The organism is Labilibaculum euxinicum (assembly GCF_963678175.1).
Taxonomy (GTDB): domain Bacteria; phylum Bacteroidota; class Bacteroidia; order Bacteroidales; family Marinifilaceae; genus Labilibaculum; species Labilibaculum euxinus.
In genome coordinates this window covers 2,459,640-2,478,688 of sequence record NZ_OY782756.1, presented here as the reverse complement: position 1 = coordinate 2,478,688, position 19,049 = coordinate 2,459,640, and the positions used below count along the sequence as shown (strand labels likewise).

The 19,049-nt window shown below is 35.8% G+C and carries 14 protein-coding genes; 11 read left to right on the top strand and 3 right to left on the bottom strand.

The genetic code is table 11. The features are described from left to right. Positions 1-121 precede the first annotated feature (121 nt). Entirely contained in the window at positions 122-421 is a 300-nt protein-coding gene (locus ACY0M5_RS09935; RefSeq protein WP_461631646.1) for a hypothetical protein, read from the bottom strand. Between the two features lie 942 nt (positions 422-1,363). On the opposite strand from ACY0M5_RS09935, the gene ACY0M5_RS09930 reads away from it, so the two are divergent. From ACY0M5_RS09930 to ACY0M5_RS09880, 11 genes are all read left to right on the top strand, one after another. Then, positions 1,364-1,984, top strand: a complete 621-nt coding sequence (locus ACY0M5_RS09930) for a lactate utilization protein (protein ID WP_461631645.1) — start codon at positions 1,364-1,366, stop codon at positions 1,982-1,984. Positions 1,985-2,175: 191 nt separating this feature from the next. After that, entirely contained in the window at positions 2,176-3,294 is a 1,119-nt protein-coding gene (locus tag ACY0M5_RS09925) for a prolyl oligopeptidase family serine peptidase (RefSeq protein WP_461631644.1), read from the top strand. A gap of 185 nt (positions 3,295-3,479) precedes the next feature. Further along, entirely contained in the window at positions 3,480-4,685 is a 1,206-nt protein-coding gene (locus ACY0M5_RS09920; protein ID WP_461631643.1) for an acyltransferase family protein, read from the top strand. A 159-nt stretch (positions 4,686-4,844) separates the two neighbouring features. After that, positions 4,845-5,417 carry a Crp/Fnr family transcriptional regulator gene (locus ACY0M5_RS09915; protein ID WP_124994592.1) on the top strand — a complete coding sequence of 191 codons (573 nt, stop codon included), beginning with the start codon at positions 4,845-4,847 and terminating at the stop codon, positions 5,415-5,417. A 57-nt stretch (positions 5,418-5,474) separates the two neighbouring features. Further along, entirely contained in the window at positions 5,475-6,410 is a 936-nt protein-coding gene (locus tag ACY0M5_RS09910) for an NAD(P)-dependent alcohol dehydrogenase (protein ID WP_124994593.1), read from the top strand. A gap of 207 nt (positions 6,411-6,617) precedes the next feature. Then, complete coding sequence (locus tag ACY0M5_RS09905; protein ID WP_124994594.1) at positions 6,618-7,472, top strand: alpha/beta fold hydrolase; 855 nt, start codon at positions 6,618-6,620, stop codon at positions 7,470-7,472. A gap of 296 nt (positions 7,473-7,768) precedes the next feature. Further along, positions 7,769-8,404: a Crp/Fnr family transcriptional regulator gene (locus tag ACY0M5_RS09900; RefSeq protein ID WP_197092758.1), complete on the top strand. Its 636-nt coding sequence runs from the start codon at positions 7,769-7,771 to the stop codon at positions 8,402-8,404. A 56-nt stretch (positions 8,405-8,460) separates the two neighbouring features. After that, positions 8,461-8,910 carry a DMT family transporter gene (locus ACY0M5_RS09895; RefSeq protein WP_124994595.1) on the top strand — a complete coding sequence of 150 codons (450 nt, stop codon included), beginning with the start codon at positions 8,461-8,463 and terminating at the stop codon, positions 8,908-8,910. 3 nt (positions 8,911-8,913) lie between these two features. After that, positions 8,914-9,639 (top strand): GNAT family N-acetyltransferase, encoded by a 726-nt coding sequence (locus ACY0M5_RS09890; protein WP_461631642.1) that lies wholly within the window; start codon positions 8,914-8,916, stop codon positions 9,637-9,639. A gap of 430 nt (positions 9,640-10,069) precedes the next feature. Continuing rightward, positions 10,070-10,528 carry a hypothetical protein gene (locus ACY0M5_RS09885; protein WP_461631641.1) on the top strand — a complete coding sequence of 153 codons (459 nt, stop codon included), beginning with the start codon at positions 10,070-10,072 and terminating at the stop codon, positions 10,526-10,528. A gap of 156 nt (positions 10,529-10,684) precedes the next feature. Further along, the gene (locus tag ACY0M5_RS09880) at positions 10,685-16,105 is read left to right on the top strand and encodes a beta strand repeat-containing protein (protein ID WP_461631640.1); all 5,421 of its coding nucleotides are present in this window, start codon (positions 10,685-10,687) and stop codon (positions 16,103-16,105) included. 628 nt (positions 16,106-16,733) lie between these two features. Here the strand turns inward: ACY0M5_RS09880 and ACY0M5_RS09875 are convergent. Beyond that, complete coding sequence (locus ACY0M5_RS09875) at positions 16,734-17,249, bottom strand: hypothetical protein (protein ID WP_160463422.1); 516 nt, start codon at positions 17,247-17,249, stop codon at positions 16,734-16,736. 340 nt (positions 17,250-17,589) lie between these two features. After that, complete coding sequence (locus ACY0M5_RS09870; RefSeq protein ID WP_124991993.1) at positions 17,590-19,035, bottom strand: sigma-54-dependent transcriptional regulator; 1,446 nt, start codon at positions 19,033-19,035, stop codon at positions 17,590-17,592. Positions 19,036-19,049: the final 14 nt, after the last annotated feature.

The following is a 19,049-nucleotide window of genomic DNA, read 5'->3' as shown; positions in this document are numbered from 1 at the left end:
GTTTCCGCAATCTTTCAAGAGTAATAGTAGTTACCAAAATAGGACTCTGAGCAATGACTCATAAAATCATTTTATAGTAAGGTATTCGAGAGGGCTTCGCCGTAGCCCATCCCCCCATGATTCATAAATACTTATTTTTATGGGCATTCATGAATTCGTTCCTCATTGCGTGAACGAGACCATGCATAGGCTTGTCCTTGCTGAACGCCCAAACGGATAAGGCTTCGCCTTTTCTTTTCGGGTTTCTTCTCCCGAGGATCGGGACCATATACAATACCTGAGCCTGTTGCGCTTTGTCAATTGACATCAGATCTGAGAGTTTAGTCACGGGCATACGATCAACTCCTGCTGAACCTTGGTTCTTCTGGACTTGATGCATCGCCAGCACCATATTCTTGCGTGTAAGTATTTGTTCAATCATTTTAGTTTACTTTTTCTTTTCCCTGTTCCGCTTAACACAAAGCTAGAGTTGTAAAAAAACAGCTTCTTTGCAACATTTGGAACAACTTAACGTTCAGCCCTTCACTGCTCTGTGAGTCCTCCGCAATCTCTATTTGTGGCTCATGGTCTTACAGCTACTATGGCCTCTGCTGAGTTGCTCATAAAATAATTCCATGGGAATTCGCGATTTCCGCGTCGCTCCAATTCTCACCATAACCAACTCGTGGTTGATGAGATCTCCCTTGGTAAGGTAAATGTCCTTCCATCTAATCCTGCGGAATCTACATCGCTATCCTTTTGGTACTCGTGGGGCTTTGCAGTGATGTGGCTACTTACCCGGATAACAATGCCTCGTATCCCGTTCCTGTTCGTCAGTTCAGACTTTTGCCGGTTGGCTTACTTCAGTGCATGGGTCACCCCAAACCACCTTGCCACTTGCTGATGCTTCCAGGAGTCACCCCAGTGCATAAGGGACTTGCACCCTCTGGACTTTCTTTTATAAAACTTAACATTATAAAAGAACTTTTATTAAATTTACCATTCAAGGCACACACAATGTATAAAAATAATAGCCGAGACAGTAGTAAATTCAAGGGTTGTAGCCCGCTTCAACTTTCTTGTAACTTGACAGGAAAGTGCCACGCAATCGGCTACTATTCTTATACTGAACGTTAGCATGCATTCGCCACATAAGCACTTCCGAAATAGATTTAAACGCAAATTATCTATTTCTCCAGTGCTTATTAAATACTGTTGCTAACGACAAAATTTTAGCACTTTTTTGAAAATTTTCAGAGACAAATAAAGCTAAAAGTGTTATGAATAAAGAGATACAAGATAAAAACAACAAAATTTGACGTTAGTCAGAATTAATCACTTAAACTGCGACATTAAAACAGCATAAGCAACTTGGACTAATACAATGGAGAAAGAAAAAATAGAACAGCTTATCAAATCACTAAAAAAGAATAGAATTGAAGGAATCTATTTCTCATCAGAAACCGACCTGATCAATTTCGTTATTGACAATTTGAAACCAGGTATTACTGTGGGTATCGGAGACTCACTGACAATTGAACAGCTTGGATTATTCGACTATTTGCGTCAAAGCAGTATTCGTTTTCTCGATAAATATCAGCCTGATATTACCAAAGAAGAAAGGTCGCAACTCTATAGGGATAATTTTTCGGCTGATATTTTTCTGAGTGGAATCAACGCAATTACGCTCGAAGGTAAAATCTTTAATCTAGACGGGAACGGAAGCCGAGTTGCTCCAATTATTTATGGTCCCAAACGAGTGTTTCTTGTATGTGGAACAAATAAAATAGTTCAAAATGATGAAGAAGCAATCTCGCGAATAAAAAATATCGCTGCACCGATTGATGCAAAAAGACTAAACAAAAAGACACCGTGTACAAAAACCGGAATATGTCAGGATTGTAAATCCGTGGATAAAATATGTAACTATTATACCATAATACAAGGACAATTTGACAAAGAAAGAATAAAAGTACTTTTAATAAATGGTAAATATGGATTTTAATGTGTGTCCTACTCAAATGAAATTAGATAATCGAGAAATAAAAACGCACGCTAACATTTTGTATATTTCATAGCGGTGGCTGTGGTTTGCGTGGGGCGAATTCTCGCCCCGATTGTCTCAGTCCTAGCGGACAGACAATCGCACCGTAATCCGCTACGTAACATACAATTTACCGTTATAGCCCATTATAAATGAAGCAACTAACAACTATAATAATCCTGATTTTGACTTCGATTGGTTTGCAAGCCCAAACGATTGACACATTTCTTTTGCAATATTCGATTTCAAAATACGATACGGTTGTTTACAAACGAATAATTGAAAAATTGGATAAAAACAATTTGATTCATGTCCAAGATTATTATCCAAACGGACAGGTTCAAATGGATGCAACTTACTCAAATTTCAATAAAAAGGTAAAAGAGGAACTTCAATGTAATTACCGAACAAATACAAAACAAGGAAATTACAAAGAGTGGTCAAAGAATGGACAGCTTATTTACGATGCCAAATATAAAAATGGACTAAGAGACGGATTAGCCGTTTCATGGTACAACACTGGGATTATAGAATCTGAAAAAAACTGGAGTAATGGGCAATTAAATGGTATTTGTAAATATTGGAATGAGAAAGGCAATTTAGAGTATGAAATAACATTCAAAAATGGCATTAATCAATCCCCGGAAACAGTTTTTTACAAATACATTACTTATTTACCAGCCGATTATGCCAATGATTTATTTAAAGAATATCCTTTATTAATTTTTCTTCATGGAGGCTCTGTTCGTGGAAAAGATACACTTGATTTATATAGTTCGGGACCATTTGACCAAATTTATAGAGGACGCAATTTCCCTTTTATAGTTGTTGCTCCACAATGTCCAAAACATCTTCGCTGGTCGACTGAAAACTGGTTTGAAAATTTCTATTCTGACTTGATAAAAAAATACAGGATTGATACAAACAGAGTTTATTTAACAGGAGCTAGTCTTGGTGGTTCTGGAACCTGGTATCTCGCAACAAAATATCCTGACAAATTTACTGCAATTGCCCCAATGAGTGGTTTCACCAGACACATGGATTATATTTCTGAAAATATTGAAAATTTAAAAAACATTCCTATTTGGGCTTTTCATGGAGAATCAGACAATGTTGTTCCAGTTGAAGAAACAGATTATTTGATAACCAAACTATCCGAAATAAATAACCAAATCAAATATACAAGAGAAAAAGATGTTGGTCATTCGATTCATTGGTTAGTATATCCTGAAACTGAAATATATGATTGGTTTTTAAAACATGAAAAATGAAATAAAAATAACGGGCTATAACAAATTGTATATGGCAGGCGGGGGACTTAGCGGTCTGACAAGTCAGACCTTGCGTCCACTTTCCTGCGGGTCTGACAGGATCTCTCTTCGAAATCTCGCCCGACCACATACAAGTGACCGTTATGCCCAAGCCTAGAGCCGAAGTGCAATACAATAAAATTTGAATGATTAAGATATTTAGTTCCAACTCCAATAGATTACATGGATTAGACCATTTGAGAGCAATTGCAATCCTACTTGTAATGATTTTTCATTATGGTAGAGGGATTCCTTCATGGTTAGAGCCAATTCAACAGATTGGTTGGACTGGTGTAGATTTGTTCTTTGTGCTTAGTGGATACTTGATAGGATTTCAACTACTAAAAGAATTCAAAGACAAAAAAGAAATTGATTTCAAGAGATTTTATCTAAAACGATTTTTTAGGATTATTCCAGCGTATTTAGCAGTCCTGATTTTGTATTTTTCAATCGGCAGTTTAAGAGAAGGTTCAGGATTACCACCATTATGGAGATTCTTAACATTTACTCAGAATTTTGGACTAGATACTCCAACACAGAAAACATTTTCTCATGCATGGTCTTTATGCGTAGAAGAACAGTTTTATCTACTTTTACCTATTACGATAATTTTGATGTTCCAAAGTCGGTTGCAAAAGCTAACACCGTATTTAATGGTTGGACTAATTGGAATTGGGATTTTAATCAGGATTCATAATTGGAATGAATTTGTACAGCCATATATTGACAGCGGTAGTAGGAGACTTATGATACAAGGGCTTCTTGAGAAAGTATATTATCCTAGTCATAACAGAATGGATGGGTTAATCATTGGTGTTATGATTGCATCAGTTTTCAATTTCAAACCAAGAGTGCAAGATTTCCTAACGAAATATGGGAACATAGTCTTGTTATTTGGGCTTATTCTATTTGTGATTGCTTATCAAGTTTGTCAAAACTTAATCTCATATAAAGCAATGATTTATGGATTGCCATTGATTTCATTAGCTTATGGTTTTATTGTAGTTGGAGCAATAAGTCCGACTTGCATAATATATAAGTTAAAATCTAGATTTACTTTTGTTATTGCAACATTATCCTACGCTATTTATTTGACTCACAAACAGATTTATCACTTCGTTAAAATCATATCAAAAGACATGGATAATGGATTTATTCAACAAAATGTTTTCTGGATTTGTCTTTTAGGTGCCTTAATTGGAGGATTGACTTTACATGTTTTGATTGAGAAACCTTTTATGAAATTAAGGGATAGAGTTTTAAATCCTGATGATAAAAAGTTTCAGAAAATACGTGGAAGATTAATTTTGAACTATATAAAAACGTTTGGTGATAGAAAGGCCAGGCCATAACAATAAATATACGTAATGCGGGGCAATTTGGTAAATTTAAACTTAAAAGCATTTTATAAACAAAGTAGCGGTTTGATAGTGAAGTGTCTTGTAATCCCGCACTACGTATATTCGAGCCGTTGTAGTGCATTCGGAGAGGCGATTAACTGAAATTGAAATATGGAAGAACTTAAAAAAATAATAACAGATACACATAAGGTGTCTATTACTGCTCTTAATGACTTTGTTGCTCAATGGGAGATTGTTTCGTTCGCTAAAAAATCTATTTTATCTATACCCGAAAAAAAAGATAAATATTTATATTTTACTATATCAGGTGTTCAAAAAGCCTATTATTTAGTTGATGGAAAACAATGCATTATTTCATTTACTCAAGACAATCATTTTACTTGCGCTCCTGAATCTTTTCTAACACAAAAACCATCGAAGTACTATTTTGAATGCATTACGGACAGCAAGTTCTATAGAATATCATATGATCGGTTTATTGATCAAACTGCTAAGTATAAAGATATCCAAGATTTTTTAATTGAAGCACTAATGGGGTTAGTAAACAATATAACAGATAGGTTTATTAAACAGTCAACTTGTTCTATCGAGGAAAAATATAAAGATTTCATGCGATATAATGCACACCTTATTAATTCCATACCCCATAAAGATATTGCTAATTTTTTAGGTATAAATCCAACAAATTTCTCAAAACTATTAAACAAAGTGATAATAGACTAGTTGGTATATACCAAGAATTACATTAAATCTTGAATCTATATTTGTAAAAAACAAAAGATGAAACAAGTTTTATACAGTAATTACGGAGATAGTAGTGTATTAAAAGTCGATGAAGTAGACAAACCTCGAATTGGAAAGAAAAATTCCTTGCTTGTTAAAATATACTACTCTTCTTTAAATGCAATTGATTGGAAAAATCGCAAGGGAGATTTTAGGCTAGTCTCAGGTTTAATAAAACCAAGAACAAAACAAGGGTTTGATGTAGTTGGTGAAGTAATAGAAAAGTCCTATGATTTACAGGAGTTTGATTTAGGGGATAAAATTGCTGGATTGTTAGGTAATTTTGAAGGAGGTTCTTTTAGTGAATATATTGTTGTAAAAGCAGATAGTGTAGTTAAAATCCCTGATAACATTCCAATTAATCAGGTAGCTGGAATACCAATGGCTGGAACAACAGCTTGGCTGGCACTCTTGAAATTAGGAGGTCTAAAAAAGGGAGATAAAGTATTAATTAATGGAGGAAGTAGTGGAGTTGGTCATTTAGCAATACAGATAGCAAAAGCATACGGGGCAGAGGTTACAAGTATATCAAGTACCAAGAATTTAGATTTCTGTAAACAGCTGGGAGCCGACGTTACGATTAGTTATCAAGATGAAGATTTCTTAGAAAGTACATCTACCTTCGATATTATTTTTGATGTTGTCTTTAATGCATCTTATAAAAAGACTAAACACCTATTAAAAGCGAAAGGAGTTTATATAGGAACAACTCCAACAGGAACAATGATAAAAGAAATGTTAAGATATAAACAAGCAAAATTTGTATCAGTGCATCCAAATCAAGTAGCACTTAAAGACCTCTTGAAATTAATGAAAGAAGATAAGCTACAAGTAAAAATTGACAAAGAGTTTTTACTCAACGATATAATTAAAGCTCATGATTACATTGAAAAATCAAGAACCGTAGGTAAATTAATAATAAAGATAGGATAAGAACGACCCCATAACACGCAATATACGTAAGCCGGGGGACGTGAATAATTTAAACTTTTGTACACTTACTTAAATTTGTAACGGTTTGACAAGTTGGAGCTTCAAAATCCCGGACTCCGCATGTTGCCAACGTTGACAACAATATTGCAAACACTACTGACATAGGATTGTCAGTATGGAGGTATAATTTTGGAAATAAAACAAAAAATGAAGCAACAATTATTTAGACACCGAGAAGTACATGTAAATGGCATTCCTACTCATGTTGTAGAAGCTGGGAATAATAAAAATCAACCAATACTATTTTTACATGGGTATCCTGAGAACTGGAAAGAGTTCGAAAAAGTAATGACCTTGTTAAAGAGTCACTATTATGTCTTAGCAATCGACCTTCCCGGGATCGGTGCTTCTGCTCCGATTGATAAATATGATAAGTTATCAATTGCAGATTTCATAAAAAAATTATTGCAAACCCTTGATTTGAGAAATATAGTTTTAGTCGGACACGATGTCGGTGGAATGATAACCTATCCATTTGTAAAGCATTTTTCAAATTTTCTTTCAAAAGCTGTGATAATTTGTACAGCAATACCAGGAGTTAATCCTTGGGAAGAAGTTAAAAGAAACCCTTATATATGGCATTTTGCGTTTTATTCCGTTCCCGAACTTCCAGAATCACTTATTGAAGGAAAACACTCAATATTGTTTGAATATTTCTATAATGCCATATCTTACAATAAGTCAGCTATAAATCAGGAAAATAAAGAAGCATATTTTGAAGCATATGATTCTAAACACAGCCTTAAAACAGGATTAGGTTGGTATCGGACATTTTATACTGATGAGAAAGAGAATTCGCAAAATCTTCCTGTAAACACTCCATTACTATATCTCAAAGGAGCTAAAGATTATGGAGATATTGCTACTTACATTCAAGGATTCAAAGAAAGTGGGATAAATAACATTATAGGAAAGTCAATTCCAGACAGTGCACATTTTGGGCCAGAAGAAAATCCTGAATTTGTAGCACAAGCAATAGATGAATTTATAAAAACTAAATAAATACTGTTGCCAGTCGAGTAAGCTAGGGGAATTTCACCCCTAACTTCTCACAGAACCGTACATGAATCTCTCAATTCATACGGCTCTTATTATGCAGTCAATTCAATCTTAGGTCAACTGATAAAATAGATTGGGATAACAATTACAGACATGCCTTAACCATCTCACAGCTTTCACCTTGCTACGCTTTAAGCATTTTCAATTTTTATGTATCCTTAAAACCGCTATATTTAAGACTTAATTAAGCAGTTTGATGAGTTTTTAGACAAACTGCAATCAGTTTTAATTGAAGCGAAATGACATTTGCTCTCAGAAAAATTAATAAAAAGGATATGGTGACAGATAGAGATAAATACATTTTGGATTTAAAAAATAAATTTGAATCATATTCATTTATTAGTAAAAAGTCATGGGAACTGTTGAAATCAATTATAAGATTTATCTCCTTAGAAAAAAATGACATATTACTCAACAATGGTGAATGTTCTAAAAAAATCTATTTCGTATGTAAAGGGGTGCTTAGAGCATATTTCACAAACCCTTTGGGAGATATTTATACAAAAAATATATTCCTTGAAAATGACATTGCAGGTTCCATTGTCTCCTCAATGCTTGAAAAACCATCTGAATTTACTCTTGAAGCTTTAGAAAATACTATTCTAATCTCATTAGATTATAAATCTTACAGGAAATTAATTAATCAGGAGAATGATTTAAAGGAATTCTATATCGCATACTTAGAAAAAAACTGGGTAATTGATAAAGAGCAAAAGGAAGTTTCGTTAATTCTTGAGGATGCCACAGAAAGATATAAAAAGTTACGTCTCACTCATCCCAATATTGATACGAGAATTGCACAACAACACATTGCTTCGCATTTAGGAGTTACCCCCACCCAATTAAGCAGAATAAGAAAAAATTTAAAGAAATAACTTCAAAATTAACATATGTAAATGTGGATAAGAATTTTTGATGCTTCATTTGCATTATGAATAAATTATTACTCTTATTATTAGCATTTACAGGCGGAACCGCTTTAGCAGTGCAAGGTGGATTAAATTCTCAGTTAGGAACAGCCTTAAAAAATCCATTACTAGCCTCTGTTATTGCGTTTTTCTCAAGTACAATCTTTGCTATTGTTTTCGTTCTTTTAGGTACTAAAACTTTCCCTACAACAGATCAAATAAAAGGAATCCCAATTTACCTGTGGTTCACAGGTGGATTTTTAAGTATGATAGGTGTTGGACTGTATTTGTATACAATCCCTAAACTTGGAATATCAACAATGATTTCAATTGGTCTTTGTGGCCAATTGATATTTGCTGCTATAGCTGGTCATTTTGGATGGATGAATTTGCCACTGGAACCAATAACTTTGAAAAAAAGCATAGGAATTTTAGCAATGATATCAGGTATTTTAATAACTAATTTAAAGTAAAACATGAACGAAAAAATAATTAATAATCTATACGAGCTTTGGGAGCAAATCGGCAATTTGACCAACAAACTATCCAAGACAGAGAATTATTCCACTGTTTCAATGGATGATTCTGATTGGCCAAACCGAATCTTTAATTTGAAAAACAATACTCATGCTTTAGAGGAAGCACTTCGGCTGAGTCAGGAGGGAAAACTGCCTGAAATAATAGCAATTACGAAACCCAATGATTTAAGGAGTAATCCTAACTTTAAATTTCTATTCGGACAAAAAAACATGGCTCTAAATTTACAATCAAAGACAAATGAGTTATTTGCAAACCCAAATATTAAGCGAGTGAAAACAAAAAAAAATTCGATTAATTTTGCAAGAACAGCATCGGAATCATTTGGGTATAGAGTTGACAGCAATCTGATTTACAATATTGTTAATCACACAGAAACTATCCGATTATTTATCTATCAAGAAAAAAGTGAATGTTTAGGCTGTGGAATAGTATTCTTTGATTCTAATAATAATGCAGGATTGCATATGATAGGAACTCTTTCAAAAGGAAGAGGGAATGGAATAGGAAAAAGTATGACTGAAAGATTGCTTATTGAAGCGGAAAAGAATAATATGAATTTCTGTGTTCTTCATGCTTCATTAATGGGAGAATCAATTTATAGAAAATTGGGTTTTGAACCATACCAAGGAATTGAGACCTATAAAATACTGAAAAAACAGTAACAACTAAAGCTAATCGATACTGCCGACAGGTTATTGCCTTGACTAAAAAGCCTCTTTCACAGTACGTGCGTGGCTCATACGGCTTCAAATATGTTTAACGCAACTGAAGAATCTGCAAATTCTTTTGATAGAAAGAAAATAACAGAAGGACTCACGTCTCATTGGAGAAAAATAACATTTGAAAATCACTTCAGAATCTGGCATCCAGAATTCAAGACAGAATTCAAGAATGGTTTTCAAATTACAAACATCCAACCATTAACTGGATTATTTGTAAAGTTGGGGTGTTCCATCTAGAAACTAAGACTTATTTGAGGTGTTCGAAATTAATAATCGAACACCTCTTGTTTTATTTAACATTTGTAGTTTTTATTGAAATGAAAGTATTACTTTTGTTCCTTAAATTAGCATCATTTAATCAAATAAAAGTATGAAAATTGGCTTACTACTCTCTAATTCTGGTCACCATTCGTATACAAGTAGTGATTTGTATAATAGTTTAAAACTTACTTTGGATGATGCCTGCCAATATATCCCAAAAGATACAAACTTTGCCATTCCTGCCGATAATCAGAAAGCGATAAAAGAATTGGTTTTATATGATAACGTTAATTTCATTGTTGGCTTTTTAGAATATTGTTCAATTACAGTAGTAAAACCACTTATTCAGCAAACAAAAACTCCTTTGATCATATTTAATTCAGGAGAGCATCCTCTTTTAAAAGCCGATGTAAGTCCATATATCATGCACCTTTCATTAAGCATGTTTAATTCAACATATTCAGAATGTAAATGGGCTTTTAATAAAGTCGCTAAGTCATTTACATCACTACATACATTCTTTGAAGCCGGATATTCTATCTTATATGCTACTATATGCCGGACTTAAAGAGGGAAAAACTTTTAATTATTGAACTTATATCATATGAAACAAAAATTACTCTCAGGTAAATTGCTTAAAATAAGCAATTTTCTACAAAAGAGAAGGAATCTATTTATGACCCTTATGATGGTCATAATAGTAACCTTTGCCAAAGGTCAAACGGTGCTACAAACTGTAGATTTTGAAACCACTACAGGATATACACTTACGGGTGCACAAACAAGCATCATCCCTGGCAGTGACTGGTGGGAAAGAGCATTATTAAGCGAAGTAGCCCCAGATAATCCTCTTTCTGGATATCAGGGATCTTATTTTTTCTATGCAGAAGATACTGATAATGAAAGAACAATTGATGATCCTGTTTATTGTACCCTGAACTCAGTCGCTACAACTGGATATTCTAATCTTACAATAAAACTATTAGTGGCAGGCAACAACTCTACTAATAGTAATTATGAGCAGGAAGAGTACCTTAGAATACAATATGCATTTGATGGAGGCTCGTTTGTAACTTTATCACAATTTATAGCATCTGCTCCAAATGTAACGTTTATGTCAGAAGATGCGGATGCGGATGGTATAACGGACGGAGTCGGACTGAGTCCTGCTTTTGCAGAGTTCACTTATAGCATTCCTAATGTGGGGTCTAGTTTGCAAGTAAGGATTATGGCAAATATTGATCAGGGACGTGAAGAAGTTGCATTTGATAACATAAGAATTTCAGGTACTCCGGCAGGTAACGCAGCACCAACAGCCTCCGGTTTCTCAACCTCAACAGGCCCCTACCAAAATCAGGTATATACATTCTCTACATCAGATTTTGGATATGCTGATGGAGATAGTGATCCTATAGACCATATAAGGGTAACAGCCGTTTCTGTAAATGGAACTTTATATGTAGATGCCGATAATGGAGATGACTATGATAATGGCGAAGAATTATCTAATGGAGGAACAATAAGCAAAGCTGATTTAGATGCAGGTAACCTGCAATATTATACAACCACTTCAATAAGTTCTTCCTTTACTTTTGATGTAAATGATGGAACAGATTATAGCTCTTCAACATATACCGCTACATTAAATGTGATTGGCTTACCCACGGTTTCAACCACAGCTATCTCAACTTTTGATGCAACTTCTGCAACCCTGGGAGGAGAGGTAACAAGTGATGGCGGTGCTACCGTGTCTGAAAGAGGAATCGTTTACAACACAACTGGCACACCATCAATTCTATCTGATACCAAAGTGTCGATTAGTTCCGGCACTGGCATCTTTTCACAGTCCGTTTCGAGTCTTTCTCCCGGTATAACATATTATGTACGAGCTTATGCTATTAATTCTGTAGGCACTTCTTATGGAGGAGTTAAAAATTTTACAACTCCAAAACAATCTCAAACGATCACCTTCACACCACTTTCTGCAGTAACTTACGGGAATTCTGATGTTAATCCGGGTGCAACTGCCAGTAGTACATTATCGGTAACCTACAGCAGTTCAAACACCAGCGTAGCATCTATCGTAAACGGTCAAATCCATATTGTAGGAGCAGGCAGCTGCACCATTTATGCAGATCAGCCAGGGAATGCAACTTACAATGCTGCAACACAAATTTCTCAAGGTCTAACCGTTAACAAAGCAACACCAACAGTTACCGTTTGGCCTGCAGCAACAGGAATCACTTATGGCGAAAACCTGTCATTGGCTACATTAAGCGGTGGTACAGCATCTGTAGCCGGAAGCTTTGCCTATGATGATAATACCATTACTCCTAATGCTGGAACTTACAGTGCTGATTTAACATTTACCCCAACAAATGCAAGTAATTACAATACGGTTGCCGAAAATATAAATGTAACAGTGGCTAAAGCAACACCAACAGTTACCGTTTGGCCTGCAGCAACAGGAATCACTTATGGTGAAAACCTGTCATTGGCTACATTAAGCGGTGGTACAGCATCTGTAGCCGGAAGCTTTGCCTATGATGATAATACCATTACTCCTAATGCTGGAACTTACAGTGCTGATTTGACATTTACCCCAACAAATGCAAGTAATTACAATACGGTTGCCGAAAATATAAATGTGACAGTGGCTAAAGCAACACCAACAGTTACCGTTTGGCCTGCAGCAACAGGAATCACTTATGGCGAAAACCTGTCATTGGCTACATTAAGTGGTGGTACAGCATCTGTAGCCGGAAGCTTTGCCTATGATGATAATACCATTACTCCTAATGCTGGAACTTACAGTGCTGATTTGACATTTACCCCAACAAATGCAAGTAATTACAATACAGTTGCCGAAAATATAAATGTGACAGTGGCTAAAGCAACACCAACAGTTACCGTTTGGCCTGCAGCAACAGGAATCACTTATGGTGAAAACCTGTCATTGGCTACATTAAGTGGTGGTACAGCATCTGTAGCCGGAAGCTTTGCCTATGATGATAATACCATTACTCCTAATGCTGGAACTTACAGTGCTGATTTGACATTTACCCCAACAAATGCAAGTAATTACAATACAGTTGCCGAAAATATAAATGTGACAGTGGCTAAAGCAACACCAACAGTTACCGTTTGGCCTGCAGCAACAGGAATCACTTATGGTGAAAACCTGTCATTGGCTACATTAAGTGGTGGTACAGCATCTGTAGCCGGAAGCTTTGCCTATGATGATAATACCATTACTCCTAATGCTGGAACTTACAGTGCTGATTTAACATTTACCCCAACAAATGCAAGTAATTACAATACGGTTGCCGAAAATATAAACGTGACAGTGGCTAAAGCAACACCAACAGTTACCGTTTGGCCTGCAGCAACAGGAATCACTTATGGCGAAAACCTGTCATTGGCTACATTAAGTGGTGGTACAGCATCTGTAGCCGGAAGCTTTGCCTATGATGATAATACCATTACTCCTAATGCTGGAACTTACAGTGCTGATTTGACATTTACCCCAACAAATGCAAGTAATTACAATACAGTTGCCGAAAATATAAATGTGACAGTGGCTAAAGCAACACCAACAGTTACCGTTTGGCCTGCAGCAACAGGAATCACTTATGGTGAAAACCTGTCATTGGCTACATTAAGTGGTGGTACAGCATCTGTAGCCGGAAGCTTTGCCTATGATGATAATACCATTACTCCTAATGCTGGAACTTACAGTGCTGATTTGACATTTACCCCAACAAATGCAAGTAATTACAATACAGTTGCCGAAAATATAAATGTGACAGTGGCTAAAGCAACACCAACAGTTACCGTTTGGCCTGCAGCAACAGGAATCACTTATGGTGAAAACCTGTCATTGGCTACATTAAGTGGTGGTACAGCATCTGTAGCCGGAAGCTTTGCCTATGATGATAATACCATTACTCCTAATGCTGGAACTTACAGTGCTGATTTAACATTTACCCCAACAAATGCAAGTAATTACAATACAGTTGCCGAAAATATAAATGTGACAGTGGCTAAAGCAACACCAACAGTTACCGTTTGGCCTGCAGCAACAGGAATCACTTATGGTGAAAACCTGTCATTGGCTACATTAAGTGGTGGTACAGCATCTGTAGCCGGAAGCTTTGCCTATGATGATAATACCATTACTCCTAATGCTGGAACTTACAGTGCTGATTTGACATTTACCCCAACAAATGCAAGTAATTACAATACAGTTGCCGAAAATATAAATGTGACAGTGGCTAAAGCAACACCAACAGTTACCGTTTGGCCTGCAGCAACAGGAATCACTTATGGTGAAAACCTGTCATTGGCTACATTAAGTGGTGGTACAGCATCTGTAGCCGGAAGCTTTGCCTATGATGATAATACCATTACTCCTAATGCTGGAACTTACAGTGCTGATTTGACATTTACCCCAACAAATGCAAGTAATTACAATACAGTTGCCGAAAATATAAATGTGACAGTGGCTAAAGCAACACCAACAGTTACCGTTTGGCCTGCAGCAACAGGAATCACTTATGGTGAAAACCTGTCATTGGCTACATTAAGTGGTGGTACAGCATCTGTAGCCGGAAGCTTTGCCTATGATGATAATACCATTACTCCTAATGCTGGAACTTACAGTGCTGATTTAACATTTACCCCAACAAATGCAAGTAATTACAATACAGTTGCCGAAAATATAAATGTGACAGTGGCTAAAGCAACACCAACAGTTACCGTTTGGCCTGCAGCAACAGGAATCACTTATGGTGAAAACCTGTCATTGGCTACATTAAGTGGTGGTACAGCATCTGTAGCCGGAAGCTTTGCCTATGATGATAATACCATTACTCCTAATGCTGGAACTTACAGTGCTGATTTGACATTTACCCCAACAAATGCAAGTAATTACAATACGGTTGCCGAAAATATAAACGTGACAGTGGCTAAAGCAACACCAACAGTTACCGTTTGGCCTGCAGCAACAGGAATCACTTATGGCGAAAACCTGTCATTGGCTACATTAAGTGGTGGTACAGCATCTGTAGCCGGAAGCTTTGCCTATGATGATAATACCATTACTCCTAATGCTGGAACTTACAGTGCTGATTTGACATTTACCCCAACAAATGCAAGTAATTACAATACAGTTGCCGAAAATATAAATGTGACAGTGGCTAAAGCAACACCAACAGTTACCGTTTGGCCTGCAGCAACAGGAATCACTTATGGTGAAAACCTGTCATTGGCTACATTAAGTGGTGGTACAGCATCTGTAGCCGGAAGCTTTGCCTATGATGATAATACCATTACTCCTAATGCTGGAACTTACAGTGCTGATTTAACATTTACCCCAACAAATGCAAGTAATTACAATACGGTTGCCGAAAATATAAATGTGACAGTGGCTAAAGCAACACCAACAGTTACCGTTTGGCCTGCAGCAACAGGAATCACTTATGGTGAAAACCTGTCATTGGCTACATTAAATGGTGGTACAGCATCTGTAGCCGGAAGCTTTGCCTATGATGATAATACCATTACTCCTAATGCTGGAACTTACAGTACTGATTTGACATTTACCCCAACAAATGCAAGTAATTACAATACAGTTGCCGAAAATATAAATGTGGCAGTGGCTAAAGCTTCTTTATCTGCCACTGCGGACGACAAGGTCAAGAATTACGGTGAAACCAATCCTGTCTTTACCGTTGCTTACTCTGGATTTGTGGGTACGGACAACGAAACGGACTTAGATACGCCACCTACTGCTCAATGTACTGCCAAACAAAGCAGTAACGTTGGCAACTACCAAATTACTGTATCAGGAGGTACTGACAACAACTATACATTCTCATATTTTGATGGAACACTGACGATTGATGCTACTACATCCATCACCCCTACAATTAATACTTTTAAATCTGCATGGCCAAACCCAACATCCGGATTAATAAATATTGACAAGAACTTTTGCGCTAAAGTGTATAAAATTTATAACATAACAGGATCAATGGTTTCAAATGGAAAGGTTATTAATAGTATTATTGACATTAGCGATCTTGACAACGGAATCTATATCATCAAAATCAACAATACAACATATCGAATAATAAAGGAGTAAACAACTAATTATTATCAAGAGGCTGTCACATCACTGATAGCCTCTTGATTTACAATAAATACTGATATACAGAATTATAGTTTAAAAAGATAAGAGCTCCAAAATATAATTTATGCCAATAGTACAATTGGCATTACTACCCTCTCGTTATACATACCTACAAATGAATACACCTTCTATTTTTTTAGTTTTTTATAAAACAGTTGTAACGTAAAAAAAACACTTTCTTTCTATTTCCATTTTTGGATATTAATCCTTTTCGATTCCTTCCATCCAGATAAGGAATCAGCTCTCTTCTAGGAAAACTAAAATTGGTCAATATCCATAGAATAATACCACTCTGTTGAGGAATTTTTTCTAGTTCAGGTAATGCTTCTTTGTATAAAAGATCCTTAAATTACATTCGTTGAAAGGATTCTGCAATTTGATATAGAAATCCCATAATAAAACAATTCGTATGAAAAACTATGATTATTGGAGCGAAAACGAAACATATGTTATTCAAGATAAAAATTCTTCGACAAGTCCCAAAATGACAATAAAATTGAACTTTGCAGACTCCCTTAATAAAGTCCCCAACTAAAAAAAGGGGCGAATTCCCCACCCCTCTATATTATCGATAAAATTTCTAGATATCTTCGAGGACATAAACCATTGTACGTAATACTTTCGATGAAAACCGATGTCCTTTATCGGAAGAAGAAACTGAAACGCTTGCAATTCCACATCCAAGCTCAATAGCACGCTTTCCTTTTATTAATTCAAAATCGTCCATTGAATGAAGAATTTTGCTTGCCGGTATCACAACATGAAGTACTTCTGCCAGAAAAACGGTTAATAAAACATCCTGATCCAGGGTATCTATAATCAGCATTCCTGAATCTGCCAAAGCATAATCAGCTTCGAGTAACGCATTTTGAGCATTACTAATATCAAATGATGTTTTATCCAGATTAAAACTTTTCAAACGAATAAATTCAAACTGAACGTTTTTTTTATTTGCAGCTTCAATAAAAAGTTTATAATCCACTTTTAACGGTTCGTGGCCTAAATCATTAGAACCCGATAAAAATGATTCCAAAAGGTTCTTCTTATCACTCCTGAAATTGATCTTCTTAATTTGTGTATCAGTCCTTACTTCCATGCCTTTTAGATTTAAATGAAACATCAGCCGTTTAAACGCAAAAGGAATGCCAAAAAACTGTAAAATAGAGATCACATAAGCACAAAAACACAATACCCTGACAACAAGCTCCTTACTAAGAATCCGCAGAATTGATAAATACACCAGTAATGTTCAATTTTGAACAGCTTTCATACAATCTGTTTCAAAAACGAACAAGTATCTCATTTCAAACACTTTTAATCATCAAAAGGCATGTGAAAAAAATACACATATGGGGAAAAAAATCACACCCGAAATGGAATTATTACGAGCTGTTTAGGGAAAGAAAATACCTGATAAATTCGAACCTCAACTGTACTTATAATTTATTCATTCTGCTGCGAAGTGCACTTCTGGTGATTCCCAAATATTCAGCTGTTTTTGATTTATTATCATCGAACTTTTTTAATGCTTTCCTAACAATTTCAAGTTCTAATTGTTCAATCCGTAATTCATCATCGGGTAAAACAATGCGCCCCAAAACAATTGGCTGTTCTGTAGGTTCAAATTCATTATCATCAGCCTGCAAAAACCTCAGGTGTTCGGGCTTTAATTCTAAATCATTATAAAGTAAAGTTGCCCTCTCAATTGTATTTTTCAGTTCCCTGATATTACCTGGCCATGCATAATCCTGCATCAATTTTTTAGCATCCTTACTTATGAATCTAAACTTTCGATTCCGCTTCTTCGAGTACTGATCTAAAAAGATTTGAGAAAAAGATAAGATTGCTTCTTTTCTTTCCCGCAAAGGAGGAATATACAATCGTCCGGTATTTAAACGATAATACAAATCACTTCTGAATGTTTTTTCGGCCACCATTTCTTTTAAATTCCTGTTGGTGGCAAAAATTACTCTAACATCCAATTCAATAGGTTTGCTTCCACCAACCCGATACATTTCTCTCTGTTGCAGTACGCGCAACAATTTAGGCTGCATATCCAATGGCATTTCACCAATTTCATCTAAAAACAAAGTTCCTCCCTGTGCCAACTCCAGCTTGCCGGGCTTTCCCTCTTTACGAGCGCCTGTAAAAGCTCCTTCGTCGTACCCAAACAATTCACTTTCAAATAGTGCAGGTGAAATTGCCGAACAATTGATCGAAATAAATGGCTTTGTAACATCGCTCGATTTTCCGAAATGAACCAAACGCGCAACAACCTCTTTCCCTGTTCCTGTTTCTCCTTCAATTAAAACCGGCACCGAACGATCTTCATGAAATTGCTCTGCCATACGCACCACTCCCCGCATAACATCCGAAAAAACACCAATTTTACCAACGCTTGTAATCTCACGAATGGTAGTTTCGTAATATTGAATTCGCTCGGCTTCCTCTCTCCTAACGTGAGAGATTGTTTGTTTTATATTTTCTTTAAGATCCTTGTTCTCGCCTTTCAATTGAATTTTCTCGGCAACCCGCTCAATTAAAATAGCTAATTCTTCAATATTAACCGGTTTTAACAGATAATCATATGCTCCGCCTCGTAATGCTTCAATGGAACTTTCCATATCCCCAAAACCAGTCATAATTACCACCTCAATTTCATCCCCTTTGGGTAAAAGTTTTATTTTTTTCAGCAAATCCAAACCTGAAATTCCAGGCATTCTCAGATCTGAAATAACCATCTGAAAATCCTCATTCTTCAAAGAATTATATGCCTCTTCGCCATTATGACACAGATGAATAGAATAAGCCAATTGCTCCTCAATAAATTCAGCAACTGCCGTTCCACTCGATATGTCATCATCTACAATAAGAATTTTCATTTTCTTTCTGATTT